Annotated in this window: 13 protein-coding genes and 1 tRNA gene; 3 read left to right on the plus strand and 11 right to left on the minus strand. The window is 60.3% G+C overall.

What is annotated here, in order from left to right:
* Nucleotides 1-53: 53 nt before the first annotated feature.
* From glnA to map, 4 genes are all read right to left on the minus strand, one after another.
* On the minus strand, nucleotides 54-1,466 hold the full coding sequence (gene glnA / locus FSZ31_RS11250) for a type I glutamate--ammonia ligase (protein ID WP_147123485.1): 1,413 nt from the start codon (nucleotides 1,464-1,466) through the stop codon (nucleotides 54-56).
* 49 nt (nucleotides 1,467-1,515) lie between these two features.
* Nucleotides 1,516-1,854 carry a P-II family nitrogen regulator gene (locus FSZ31_RS11255; protein ID WP_147123486.1) on the minus strand — a complete coding sequence of 113 codons (339 nt, stop codon included), beginning with the start codon at nucleotides 1,852-1,854 and terminating at the stop codon, nucleotides 1,516-1,518.
* 168 nt (nucleotides 1,855-2,022) lie between these two features.
* A complete protein-coding gene (locus tag FSZ31_RS11260) occupies nucleotides 2,023-3,903 on the minus strand; it encodes an outer membrane protein assembly factor BamB family protein (protein WP_161596016.1) in 1,881 nt (626 codons plus the stop codon).
* Nucleotides 3,904-3,995: 92 nt separating this feature from the next.
* Nucleotides 3,996-4,820, minus strand: a complete 825-nt coding sequence (gene map, locus FSZ31_RS11265) for a type I methionyl aminopeptidase (RefSeq protein WP_147123489.1) — start codon at nucleotides 4,818-4,820, stop codon at nucleotides 3,996-3,998.
* 121 nt (nucleotides 4,821-4,941) lie between these two features.
* Between map and FSZ31_RS11270 the strand changes: the two genes are divergently transcribed.
* Entirely contained in the window at nucleotides 4,942-5,922 is a 981-nt protein-coding gene (locus FSZ31_RS11270) for a polysaccharide deacetylase family protein (protein ID WP_147123491.1), read from the plus strand.
* Between the two features lie 38 nt (nucleotides 5,923-5,960).
* Nucleotides 5,961-6,719, plus strand: a complete 759-nt coding sequence (locus FSZ31_RS11275; protein WP_147123644.1) for a competence/damage-inducible protein A — start codon at nucleotides 5,961-5,963, stop codon at nucleotides 6,717-6,719.
* 11 nt (nucleotides 6,720-6,730) lie between these two features.
* Here the strand turns inward: FSZ31_RS11275 and FSZ31_RS11280 are convergent.
* The 7 genes from FSZ31_RS11280 to FSZ31_RS11310 form a co-directional block, all read right to left on the minus strand.
* Nucleotides 6,731-6,804, minus strand: a tRNA-Gly gene (locus FSZ31_RS11280).
* A 43-nt stretch (nucleotides 6,805-6,847) separates the two neighbouring features.
* A complete protein-coding gene (locus FSZ31_RS11285) occupies nucleotides 6,848-7,639 on the minus strand; it encodes a tyrosine-type recombinase/integrase (protein WP_161596017.1) in 792 nt (263 codons plus the stop codon).
* Nucleotides 7,640-7,932: 293 nt separating this feature from the next.
* On the minus strand, nucleotides 7,933-8,283 hold the full coding sequence (locus FSZ31_RS11290; RefSeq protein WP_147123494.1) for a hypothetical protein: 351 nt from the start codon (nucleotides 8,281-8,283) through the stop codon (nucleotides 7,933-7,935).
* A gap of 573 nt (nucleotides 8,284-8,856) precedes the next feature.
* Complete coding sequence (locus tag FSZ31_RS11295; protein ID WP_147123495.1) at nucleotides 8,857-10,293, minus strand: hypothetical protein; 1,437 nt, start codon at nucleotides 10,291-10,293, stop codon at nucleotides 8,857-8,859.
* Between the two features lie 270 nt (nucleotides 10,294-10,563).
* Nucleotides 10,564-11,127 (minus strand): hypothetical protein, encoded by a 564-nt coding sequence (locus FSZ31_RS11300; RefSeq protein WP_147123496.1) that lies wholly within the window; start codon nucleotides 11,125-11,127, stop codon nucleotides 10,564-10,566.
* On the minus strand, nucleotides 11,108-11,308 hold the full coding sequence (locus FSZ31_RS11305; protein ID WP_147123497.1) for a hypothetical protein: 201 nt from the start codon (nucleotides 11,306-11,308) through the stop codon (nucleotides 11,108-11,110). The genes FSZ31_RS11300 and FSZ31_RS11305 overlap by 20 nt, the downstream gene beginning before the upstream one ends.
* Nucleotides 11,305-11,862: a recombinase family protein gene (locus FSZ31_RS11310; protein WP_147123498.1), complete on the minus strand. Its 558-nt coding sequence runs from the start codon at nucleotides 11,860-11,862 to the stop codon at nucleotides 11,305-11,307. The genes FSZ31_RS11305 and FSZ31_RS11310 overlap by 4 nt, the downstream gene beginning before the upstream one ends.
* 413 nt (nucleotides 11,863-12,275) lie before the next feature.
* Between FSZ31_RS11310 and FSZ31_RS11315 the strand changes: the two genes are divergently transcribed.
* Complete coding sequence (locus FSZ31_RS11315; protein ID WP_147123499.1) at nucleotides 12,276-13,019, plus strand: hypothetical protein; 744 nt, start codon at nucleotides 12,276-12,278, stop codon at nucleotides 13,017-13,019.
* The last annotated feature ends 81 nt before the right edge of the window (nucleotides 13,020-13,100 follow it).

A 13,100-nucleotide genomic window follows, 5' to 3' on the forward strand; every position in this document is an offset into this window, starting at 1 on the left:
AAAGGCGCCCCGTTGCCGGGACGCCTTTTCTCTTTGTCCGAATAGCTTCGCGTTCAGGCGCTGTAGTACATCTCGAACTCGACCGCGCTCGGGGTCACGTTGAGCCGCTGGACCTCTTCGCGCTTCAGATCGACATAGGCGTCGATCTGGTCCTTCGAGAAGACGTCGCCCTTGAGCAGGAACTCATAGTCGGCGTCGAGGCTGTCGAGCGCTTCGGCGAGCGACGAGCAGACGGTCGGTACGTTGGTCAGCTCCTCGGGCGGCAGGTCGTATAGGTTCTTGTCCATCGCGTCGCCGGGGTGGATCTTGTTCTGGATCCCGTCGAGCCCCGCCATCAGCAGCGCGGCGTAGCACAGATAGGGGTTGGCCATCGCGTCGGGGAAACGGAACTCGACGCGTTTCGCCTTCGATCCGGTGCCATAGGGAATGCGGCACGATGCCGAGCGGTTGCGCGACGAATAGGCGAGCAGGACGGGGGCTTCGAAGCCGGGGACGAGGCGCTTGTAGCTGTTGGTCGACGGGTTGGTGAAGGCGTTCAAAGCCTTGGCGTGCTTGATGACGCCGCCGATGAAAAACAGGCAGGTTTCGCTTAGGCCGGCATAGCCGTTGCCGGCGAACAGCGGGTCGCCCTTTTTCCAGATCGACATGTGGGTGTGCATGCCCGAGCCGTTATCGTCCTTGATCGGCTTGGGCATGAAGGTCGCGGTCTTGCCATAAGCGTGCGCGACCTGGTGGACGACGTATTTGTAGACCTGCATGCGGTCGGCGGTCTGCGTCAGCGTACCGTAGGTCAGGCCAAGCTCGTGCTGCGCAGGGGCGACCTCGTGATGGTGCTTGTCCATCGGCAGGCCCATTTCGGCCATCGTCGAGACCATTTCGGCGCGGATGTCGATCGCGCTGTCGACCGGCGCGACGGGAAAATAGCCGCCCTTGACGCCGGGACGGTGCCCCATGTTGCCGCCGTCATACTGGCGGCCCGAATTGGTCGGCAGTTCGATATCGTCGATCTTGTAGCCCGATCCGGCATAGCCGTCCTCGAAACGGACATCGTCGAACATGAAGAATTCGGCTTCGGGGCCGACATAGATCGTGTCGCCGATCCCGGTCGACGCGAGATAGCTTTCGGCGCGTTTGGCGGTGGTGCGCGGATCGCGCGTATAGCCTTCGCCGGTCGAAGGTTCGACGATGTCGCAGATGACGACGAGCATCGGCGTCGCGCTGAACGGATCGACATAAACGGCATCGGTATCGGGCATCAGGATCATGTCCGATTCGTTGATCGCCTTCCACCCGGCGATCGACGATCCGTCGAACATCAGGCCGTCCTCGAGGCTGTCCTCGTCAATCACGCTCGCGCACATCGTGAGATGCTGCCACTTGCCCTTGGGATCGGTGAAGCGCAGGTCGACCCACTCGATCTCCTCGTCCTTGATGCGCTTGAGAATGTGTTTTGCGGTATCGGCCATTGAGTTGTCCTCGGTTCTTGAAGTGTCTGAAATTGATGTAGAAAATCGGTTAGAGCGCCTCTTCGTTCTTTTCGCCTGTACGGATGCGAAGCGCGCTTTCGATATTGGTCACGAAAATCTTGCCGTCACCGATCCGGCCGGTCTGCGCGGCGGCGGCGATCGCCTCGACGACGCGCTCGGCGAGCGAGGATTCGACGACGATCTCGAGCTTCACCTTGGGCAGGAAGTCGACGACATATTCGGCCCCGCGATAGAGTTCGGTATGGCCCTTTTGCCGACCGAAGCCCTTGGCCTCGGTGACGGTGATGCCGCTGACGCCGACTTCGTGCAGCGCCTCCTTGACCTCGTCGAGCTTGAACGGCTTGATGATCGCTTCGATCTTTTTCATTCGGTTTTACCTTGCTGCGCATTCGGCGCGCGAACGGATGATGTGCGTCGTGCGCCCTTGCCCGCGGATGAGCAAGATCGATGCCAAGCCGTGTTGCGCGGCCATGCGTTGATGCTGCGCGGACTGGTGCCTAATTCGAAGGCAGAAGGCTGTGCAGCTGCCTAACGATTAATCGCTTCTGGTCCGTGGCTGCGCCTCGCCGGGGACTAATGCGGGGTTCGGAACGGGAGCGGGTTCGGGCAGCGGTGGCAGCTGGCGCTTGCCGTTCAACGCGAAGACGACGAGCCGCGAGCGGCGACCTTGCGAGCGCATCGAGTCTGCGGCGTCGTCGCCCGCCGCGGAGCGTTCCGCGTCGGGCACGATGGCCGGCGCGCCGGTCACGACCGCAACCATCTGCGTATCGCCCGATAGGAACGTGGCAGGCGCTCCGGTGATCTGACCGCGCAGCCGGCTTTGCCACAGTTTATTCCCGTCGGCGGCACCATAGGCGATGAAGCTGCCGTCGCGCGCGCCCTGGAAGACCAGTCCGCCCGCTGTCGACAGCACGCCGCCGCCCATCGCGCGGTCCGACGACCAGGCGATTCGTCCGGAGAGTGGCGACAGCGCGATGAGCCCGCCCTTGCCATAGAGCGGGGCGGGGGGCGCGCTCTCGTCGTTCGCCGGCGAAGGCGCGGGTTGCGGCCGCTGCACCGCGACATAGGCAAGCGCGCTTGAAGGATCAAAACTCGCCGCAGCGCCGTCGCGCCAGCCAAGCGATGGCAGTGCAACGATCGGGGTTATCGGCATCTGGCTCTTTTTCGGTTTGAGATCGGGCTTGGCCGGGTCAGGCGCGATCGGACGTCCTGCTGCGCTATAACCCTTTGCCCAGGTGACGTCCTTGGCCAGCGGCACGGCCGAGACCAGCGCGCCGTCCTCGCGGGCCAACGCGACGAGATAACCATTGTTCGACGGGTGCAGCAGCAGCTTGCGCGGCGTCCCGTCGACCGGAAGCGTCGCGAGGATGATCGGATCGGTCGCGCCGAAATCGTGCGCGGCGGCGGGGGTTTCCTGGAAATGCCAGAGATATTCGCCGGTCTCTGGCTTGACCGCGATAATCGACGAGACGAACAGATTGTCGCCATTGCCGCCCGATCGGCGCGCGTAATCGTTCGGCACGCCGGCACCGGTGCCGAAATAGAGCTGGTCGAGATCGGCGTCGTACGCGATCGCGTCGGCGACCGCGCCGCCGCCGCCGCTGATCCGCCAGTCGCCGTCCTTCGACCAGGTCGCGGTCGCCACCGCGAGCATCGGGTCGCTCGCCGCACCGTCGGCCTCGCCGGTCGGATTGGGCGTCGTGAAGAAGCGCCAGCGCAGCGTCCCGTTGACGATGTCATAGGCGGCAATCGATCCGCGCGTATCGCCGCCGCCGCTGCCGATGATGACGAGGTTCTTGACCGCCAGCGGCGCGCTCGTGACGCGTTGTCCCGGCTCGGCAGCCTGGATGCTCCATAAAGGAATGCCGGTCTTGGCATCGAGCGCGGTCAGCCGCCCGTCGAGCGTCGTGGTGAACAGCTTTCCCTTCCACAGCGCGATGCCGTTATTGGCGATCCGCCACGGGTCGAGCGCGGGAAAATCGGAGGCGAGCCGCGGGTCGTAATCCCACAGCAGCTTGCCGTTGGTCGCATCGAAAGCGGCAACCTTCGATCGTGCGGCGGCGACATAGATCACGCCGTCGACGACGACCGGGGTTGCGTCCTGCGCCATATGGTCGGGCAGGTCGGCATACCAGGCGATGCCGAGCCGGTTGACGTTGCGCGCATCGATCGTGTCGAGCGGGCTGAAGCGCTGGCCGGCATAGTTGAACCCGGTTGCGGGCCAGTCGCGTCCGTCGCCGCCGCTGGCGAGATAATCGGCATCGACGCGCGCGGCGCCCGCGGCGAGGCGCGTTTCCTGTTTAACCGGCCGGGGTTCGGGGGACTTGTCCTTGCATGCGCCAAGCATCGCGAGCGCGGCAAGGCCGGCTATCGCCCATCGATCGATCCGCCCGCCGTGCTGGCCCTTACCCGTCACTCGTTGCTCCCGCTGCTCATGTCCGTCGCCCGGACGATAGAGCGACATGCCGGTGAGGGCAAATGCAGCGGCTTAGCCCGCGCGCAGGATTTTCAGTAGGGCGGGTTGTCGAGCCCCTTGGGGCTTTTGGTGAAGATCTCGTGGCCCGTCTCGGTGATGCCGATCGAATGTTCGAACTGCGCCGACAGGCTGCGGTCGCGCGTGACTGCGGTCCAGCCGTCGTCGAGCACCTTGACCGCCGCCTTGCCGATATTGATCATCGGCTCGATCGTGAAGAACATGCCCGGCTTCAATTCGGGCCCGGTGCCGGGTTCGCCGACATGGACGACTTCGGGCGAATCGTGGAACAGCCGACCAAGGCCGTGGCCGCAGAAATCGCGAACGATGCCATAGCGGTGCTTTTCGGCGTGGCGCTGGATCGCGTGCGCGACATCGCCCATCGTATTGCCGGGTTGCGCCTGTTCGATGCCGAGCATGAGGCATTCGTAGGTGACATCGACGAGACGGCGCGCCTTGACGCTGACGTCGCCGACGAGGAACATCCGGCTGGTGTCGCCGTGCCAGCCGTCGGCGATGCCGGTTACGTCGATATTGACGATATCGCCGTCCTTGAGGACGCGATCGCCGGGGATGCCGTGACAGACGACATGGTTGATCGACGTGCAGCAACTGTGTGTGAAGCCGCGATAGCCCAGCGTTGCGGGCAGCACGTCCTGACGCAGGAAATGTTCGCGCACGAGGTCGTCGATTTCGCCCGTCGTGACGCCGGGGACGACATGCGGGACGAGCGCGTCGAGCACCTCGGCGGCGATTCGTCCGGCCTTGCGCATGCCGACGAAACCGTCTTCGCCATAGAGTTTGATAGCGCCGTCGCGCACAGGCGCATGGGCATCGGTCATCGTCACATATTTGTTCATGGGGCGTCATATAGCGCCCTCGGCGCGCGATTGCGAGGGTGTGCGGCACCGGTCCAACGCGGTCTTAACTCTTTTGCGCTACCGCACTAGGCTCTCGGACGAGGGGGAAGGGGCACCCGCGATGACCAGCGTGCTGATCACGATCGATACCGAACTGTCGGCGGGGCTCCACCAGCAGGGCGTTTCGCTCGCCGACAATTTTGCCTCGTCGATCCTGGGGCGCACGCCGGGCGGCGAATACGGCATCTTCTGGATGATGGACCGCTTCGACGACTACGGGTTGACCGGGGTCTTCTTCGTCGATCCGATGCCCGCGCTTGTCTATGGTGCCGACTTCCTGGCCGACATCGTCGGGCCGATCGTTGCGCGCGGCCATGAGGTCCAGCTGCATATCCACACAGAGTGGCTGCAATGGGCCAGGCTGACGCCGGTATCGGGCGAAGTCCGGCGCAATATCGGCGATTATCCGCGCGCCGACCAGAAAAAGCTGCTCGGTACCGCGCTCAAGCTGCTCGTCGCCGCTGGTGCGCCGTGGCCCGTCGCGTTTCGCGCAGGCAATTTCGGCGCTAACGAGGCGACGCTAGCGGCGCTCAAGGCGCTCGATATAACCTATGACAGCAGCTTCAACGGCGTCATCGACGATGCGGTGTGCGCCATCGATCTGCCCGGCGACACGATCGAACCGTTGCGCCACAAGGGTGTTGTCGAGATGCCCGTGTCGGTCGTCGGACGCGCGGGCGGCGCGCTGCGACCTGCGCAAATCTGCGCGATGTCGGTGTGGGAAATGCGCGCGATGCTACGCCATGCCGCCGATCAGGCAATGAGCGCCCAGACGATCGTCACGCACAGTTTCGAAATGCTCAATCGTGCGCGCACGCGGCCCAACCGCATGGTGATCCGCCGTTTCGAGGCGATGTGCGCCGAGATCGCGCGCAACCCCGCGCTCGTCTCGCGCGGCTTTGCCGGGATCGACCCCGGTCGCGTCGTCGCCTGTCAGGATCGCAGCGAACCGCTCGCCGGCAACCGCGTACGCACCGCTGCGCGGATGGCGGCGCAGGTCGGATCGAATATCCTCTACGATCGCAGCCTGCGCCAGTCTTGACCCTTTCGCCGCACGCCGATTTGCGGCAGGACGCGGCGATGGACTCTGAACGCATCTGGACCGCCGCGATCGTCGTGATCGGTGACGAAATCCTGTCGGGTCGCACGCAGGACAGGAACGTCGCGCAGATCGCCACCTGGCTCAACGTCCAGGGCATCCGCCTCAAGGAGGTTCGCATCGTCGCCGACGACAGCGCTGCCATTGCCGAAGCGGTCAACATCCTGCGCGCGCGCAACGATTACCTGTTCACCACCGGCGGCATCGGCCCGACGCACGACGACATCACCGTCGATGCGATCGCTGCCGCGCTCGGCGTCGCCGTCGTCGTCCATCCCAAGGCGCGCGCGGTGCTCGAGGCCTATTACGCCGACAAGGGCGGGATCACCGACGCACGCCTCCGCATGGCGCGCGTGCCAGAGGGCGCCAGGCTGATCGAGAACCGCATGTCGGGCGCGCCGGGAATGCATATCGACAACGTCTTCATCATGGCCGGCGTGCCGCACATTACCGCGCAGATGCTCGACGCGCTGACCGGCACGCTCGAAGGCGGCGCACCGCTCGTCTCGGTCACGCTCGGCGCGTGGGTCGCCGAAAGCGAGGTCGCCGACCTGTTGCGCATCGCCGAACGCGACCATCCCGGCTGCGCAATCGGCAGCTATCCATTCTTTCGCGAGGGGAAAGTGGGCGCCAATTTCGTCGTCCGCTCGACCAGCGAGGATGATGTGCGTGCGTGTGCGGTCGATCTCGCCAAGGCGATCGAGGCGACGGGGCTCGAAACGGTTGCTGACGGGATCTGAAGCGCGGGTGCTGGAGCGGGTGAAGGGAATCGAACCCTCGTCGTCAGCTTGGGAAGCTGCTGCTCTGCCATTGAGCTACACCCGCATTTCCGCCATTTTCGGGATGCACTGACCCGTCAGTTTACAGGTCAGTTTACAGCCTTCGCGGCAAGACGCTCGCCAAGTGCCACAACGGTTCGGGCTTGGTCAACGTAGACCAGTCGGATGTCGGCCACTTTTTCTGGTGACCATGCCATAGCTCTCGCAATTTCTTGATCGGTAGCTCCGGCGATCATCAGGTGCGTGGCATATGTACCTCGGCAGTCGTGGAGGTGCTTTTTCCGGCCATCCGAATGTATGATGCCAGCTTTTTTTGATGCTTCTCCAACGCGCTTGCCAAGGCCACCCGGTGACCACGAATTACCCTCACTGGTGACGAGAACGGTATCGACATCGACTTTTCGGCGTCGCGCACGAAGCTCCTGAAGTAAGCTCTGAAGACCCGCTGTCATTGAAACCATCGCCCGCCGCCGCTTTCCCTTGCTGGCCTTTTGGGCCATCCGGATGATGGCTTTATCCCCAACCTCATTCCAGCGGAGATCAGCGAGGTCGGCGCAGCGCAGGCCAGTCAGACATGCTAGTCGAACGGCGTCAATGACTGCGGCGTTCGCTACACTCGCAAATCGTTCTAAATCATCGGATAGCCAAACGATGTCGGCGCGCTGACCGTTCCTATAAATAGCTGGGATATCCGCAGCCATGTTGATTGTAAGGCGGCCTCGTTGCACTCCAAACTTCAATAGTGCGCGCAAAACGGTTACGCCGATATCGGCAGCGCGCGGCGTATTCCTTCGGCTGTCCCGCCAAGCAAAAACCTTGGCCTTCATCCGAGGGTCGTTGAAAACTGCGAGGGGAACTTCGCCCCATTTTGTCTCGATCATGTCCAGCGCGGACCCCCATGTCCGCTTCGTACTAATTGCTAAGGCAGTCCATTCCGGGCTGGATGGGCGGCTTGGGTTCCGAGATCGCCATTGGCGAATGAGCGATTGGAGCGTTTGATCATGATTTTCATTCCGCGCCTCCCAAGCGGCAGCAATTTTACCCATCACCTCAGGGGTTAGTTTCGGCCGCCTCGCGCTGATAAATCTGTGGACCATCGGGCCGCCGCGCCATGCATAGACGTACCAAGCTCGCCCCTCCTGGAGTTGCTTTCGGACGATGTGCTCCCCGGCAGTCACAGTTTGTCTGACCACTTATCGAACTCGTTATCGCTTGCCTGCTCGCCTGTGTCCGGATGAACGCCAACAAACTTTAACCGAATTGAACCGTCGTTTCCGATCTCCATCTCACTCACTGCAACTCCGCCTTTTTGAGCGGCACTTATCGCGCGCCAAACGTCGCTTTTCCGGAAGCTTGCCTTACGGGAGCGCGCGGGCGGAATGATTGTATCAATCCGAGCGTCAACGGATGAAGTTGAAACGATAAACCTCTTTCGTGGCCTCACGCTCACCGAGTGTTTTTCGGAATTAGGCATTACTTTTAGCATAACCGCCTCTTTTTTGACGATCATCAACAATAAAGCCATAAATAATGTTGGCAACAAGAGAATTGTGCAACGCGTTGCAAGCCTATTTGGTTGGTAATCTAAGCAGCACTGTCTTCTCAGCTAGGGGTATCTTTAAGTTGAAGGGTCGACAGGTCGCGATTTAATTGTCAACGACGCTAGCAACTTGGATACTAGCATCGGTGAACTTTGGCCAATCGTATTCACCTTTTACGTGTTCAGCGCCACCCGCTTGACGGATGCCAGTGGCAGCTTGATATCGCACGCAGTGGGTCAATCCGATTGAGATTTTCCGGTATCTAGCCAGAGTACTAGGCGTTTCTATGGGAGCCTACTGGATAGTGGCGACTACCGATCCTGTCGATTGAGCATATGGACCACCATTCGCACCCCGCGCGCCCACCCAATGGACCGGTGGCGTGACGAGGGACCACCTTGGCCGGGAGGAGCAGCGTTCCCTCGCCACGCCACCGGTCCATTGGGCGATCACGCGGGATGCGAATAGTGGTCCATATGCGCGTGTTGGTTTTTGTTGGGTGCTGTCAGAACAATGGTCTGACGCCGATAAGCAACGGTTCGCTCTCGCCCATCATACTAGCGTCGGCGGACGCCTCGCACCATTTGTGCGAAGCCTTGCCGCATTGCTCTCGCAACGGTCGCATACGGTTCAACGAGGTGGTGTCGCCGCTCCTCGCCGGGGCGGGATCGCCGAATTATATTCGCATCGCTGATCAATCCCGCGCGATGGAGCTTGCTTACAAGTTCCGGCGTAAACGCCCCGTGGCGGTCCGTTGCAGCAAAGCTGCCCGCCCCGATCAGTGCTTCAAGCACAGGCTCGGGCCGAACGTGGACCTTCGTGCAGCATCGTGAAATGCGCGTGACGAGGTCGGCGCAATCTTCGATGCGCGGTTCGGGCACATCCGATGCCATCTCACACAAGCTGTCCCAGTCAAGGCGCGTAACCGCTACCGTCCGAAGGGCAATCAGGATGTCTGACAGAGGGCTGTCCGCTGATATAGGGGTTCCGCGAAGGTTGTCCTTTACCTTAAAGCTGAACCGCGTCTCAATCCTGATGCGGTCTGACGTTTTTGCATAGATCACGATCTTGGTCCGCTTGGTCGGCTTGACCCCGATGAACGTCGATCCGCTTCGCCGCCCACCTATCTCGCTTATGGGATATCTGCGCCATTCGCAGTTAGTGTGCGACGCCATGATGGCGGTTGTAAGCCTATCCATCAAATCAAGGGCATCTCCATGCCGCCGCTCAAAGTAAACTTCTGCTTCTGCGGGATAGAGCCGGTCCCAGTTAAGTGCAACGCGGTGCAGCGCATCGCTGGCGTAGAGTTGTTCCCCGGCATATCCATGTGCGAACCCTTCGGATACCGGAGCGACCGCCTCCAAGGCCCAGAGCTTGAGCTTCTCCTCGAAGATGCGGATGAACGCACCGGCCCAGTCGACGCCAAGCCGATCAACGACTTCGGTAAGGTTGCCGATAATATTGTCTGATGCGTCGAGGGTCGGCACCCTTTCCACAGACAACGCACGCTCGAAGAACTGGTCTACCGGAAGGTCCATAAGCGCGGCCAGCGCATCGGGCGTATGGCGCACCATCTCTAGCGAGTGGATCAGCGTGCGGGTCGGGTTGAGCGTCATCGTGAGCTTGACCCCCAGCCCACGCTGGGTGCCCTTCGTAATGAAGCCGGTCTTTGCAGAAATCGTGCCGGGGTGGTGGAACAGGTTCGTCCTGAAGTAATCCGGACCCCTTCCCGGAAGCCCCCAGCTTCGAGTGGACGCGCCGCGCCTCTCCAGAAGGGAGCGATAGCTTTTCATCAATGTCGTCGTTGTCTCGGGCGGATCTTCGAAAGGATCGCTATCGGGCCGGATAAAATGCACTTCGCCGGGCACCGCGACGACCAGTCTGTCGAAGCCCAGTTCCGATGCGGTGGGGCGATGCCTAATATCAAGAGCCTTGATGCCAAACCGGGACCGCTGCAACGGCCTGCCTCGCCAGCTTGTCGATGCTAGTGCCATTCGCACTGTGTCCCCTACTTTTGACGTTCGCGGAGGTCTGTAGAGACAGAGTGTTGCTATCGGGCAAACGGGTCAAGCGGCCATCACGAAATGGGGAGCACCGGGGTGCGTCGTTGGCGAGCGCGCCCGGAGCAGAGCGATAGGGGCCAGGTTCCTGAACAGTCATCGGTGAGAGCCGGGATCGGGCGGTCGGGCAACGAGCCACACGTCCAGACCTACTGGCACAGTGAGCCACCCTGCCAGCGAATACGCTGAAGCCGTGCAGGTCGCTCACAGGTTCGGATGAGGTAGCATGTTGTTAGGAAGCACTTCGGCGATAGCATCAGGAAACGGGCAGATCGGCGACCGTTCGAGGTCGGCGGCATGCCATCCCCAACGGTCGCGCAGATGCTGCGCAATGTCGATGCTATGGGGAGGTATCTGGGCAAACCACTCACGCCCGGTAACCGCCGACGCATCCACAACTTTGCGCCATTCATCCCAGCGATAAAAGCGGAGGTGAATTGCCCTGTGACAAGGTTGGCAGAGGGTCGGATCGCGGGAGATATCGTAATAGACATCCCCGTGTAAAGAGAGTGGCCCCGAACTGCCGCAGATGTTACATTTCGATGCCAACCTGATGCAGCCCGCCGCCAGAAGCCATCCGGCTAGATGCCCACCGCGTCGCCGCTCAATGCCAGTGAAGCCATTATAGGGCTTAAGAAGCGGGAAGCGCGAGACTTGATAGCGCGGCGGCGCATTGGATCGAGGTAACCCTAAGACATGACGGGGAAGCGCCTCAATGTAGCCGTCGATATCGAACTGCGAGTGAAGTTCAGCCAGGGCCGTTTCCAATCTGCTGCGTGATCTCGCCGGCAGTGCAGTCAACCGCAGCGATAGCCATCCGCATCTGCGAAACCAGCACACGCTGCATGTCCGGAGCGTTATCGAGGCGCTGACCTTCAATGGCGAGGCCGTGCATATCCTCCAGTATAGACGTGATGGCTGCGAACAGGTGAGGGACGCCGTCCGTCATGCCGTCTGGCCTAACGAAAGGATGCGATACACTGAAGACCTCGATATTCCGATCTCTGCCGCGATTGCTGACGCCCCTTTGCCAGTGGCATGTAGTTCCGCGACGCGCCCGCTCTGGCGCCGGGCGGTCGGTGCACGCCCTCGATACCGCCCCTCGGCCTTGGCCTTAGCAACACCATTGCGCTGCCGTTCCAACATTATCTCGCGCTCGAATTGGCTAAAAGACCCCATTAGGTTCAAAAGTAACTTGCCAGTCGCGGTCGATGTGTCGAGGTTCATTGCAAAGATCTTGAGTGTGACACCTTTGGCTTCCAGTCGCTCCGTGATGCTGCACAAGTCAGAGATCGATCTTGCCAGTCGAGATAAATCGGCGACGACTAAAACGTCTCCGTCACGAGAAAACTCTATTGCAGCGCAAAGCTCATCCCGTTGAGAAACAGATGAAGTCATCTCACCAAATAATCGGGTGCACCCCGCCGCAAGCAACTGGACTTCCTGCGCGTCGTATCCGGCCACCTGCTCGCTGGTAGATGACCGTCGATAGCCTATAAGCATCTGAATAACCTCATCAATTATCAGGTTACATTGACCAAGACGGTTCAGGAAGTCACGAGAAAACGACCACTTTTATTGTTACTTTCCGACTTATCAGAGTGCTCGCTACGAGTGCGGAATTGGCAAGATATTTGTGCGATCAAATGGCGCTGACGACTGGAAGCAATTTTTATCGCAGCCTGAACTTCGACGGGCCATGGGCAGGCCGGCATAACCGGCACCGCATTCGCCATAACTGCGGTCGTCCGCGATTGGATACATGCAACTGAAATCGGTCGCTCGGTCAGCTTGCGCCGAAGCCTATTTGGCTACAAGGTTACCGTGGTTAGGTGGTTGCGCTCCAGCATCCCGAGCGCGCCGACGCGAAGTCCGTTCGGCAACCAGTTTTGCCCGCTATTACAGAAGGACGTAAAATGACTGATGAAAAGTATTCACCTGCGGTCCTTCTTTTAGCCGACCAAATGGAACACCGGATGGCTAATAGAGAGAAATGGAAGCGCGATGCGGCCATTTTGATCGATGTCCATCAAGTTGCGTTTAGTGCCCTGGCGTCGGTATTGAAACGTAATCTGGGACGTAAGGTTGAGGATGTCAGCAAGGCACAAGAAGGCCAAATCTGCTTAATATCACATTTTGTCCAGGGGATTGAACTTTGCGAAAGCTCAATCTCCGAAGGTCTTTACTCGCAGGCTGCGGCGCTGTTGAAACAAGAGGTTGAGATAGTATCTGGTATCGAAGAATATCGTACTGACAAGCGGAAGGAAAAGAAAACGCCTCTGATTGGCAAGGGTGTCACTGCGGGCTTCGGACCTGTGTATGGGCAGCTCAATGATATTGCGCACCTTGGACGCCATGAAATCGCGAAGAACATCGTTTCGGGATCTGTTGGCAACCTAACCGGGGCAAGTATCGTTCCGGTTTACGAAAAAGACCTAGCGTTTGCGCTGTATGGCCAACACATCCATTACATAATTCTAGTGACGCAACAACTCGATGTGCTGTTCCAATCAATCTATGGAAAGGGTCTGAACGAGGACGAAAAAGGTTGGAGTGGTGGCGCGATTGGGGTCTTGCTGAAGGAAGGATTTCTCAAGCTACCAGACAATGCAGAAGGGGAGGAAGCCGACTGGATCAGATCGATGATAAAGATCAAGTAGCCTCCCTCCCCGAAATCATGATCGGGGGTTAACTTAACCTCCCACAGACTTATTGTGCAAGCGCATATGTGCAACGGGATC

Origin of the sequence: Flavisphingopyxis soli, from assembly GCF_007995095.1 — a bacterium.
In the GTDB taxonomy this organism is placed as follows: Bacteria; Pseudomonadota; Alphaproteobacteria; order Sphingomonadales; family Sphingomonadaceae; genus Flavisphingopyxis; species Flavisphingopyxis soli.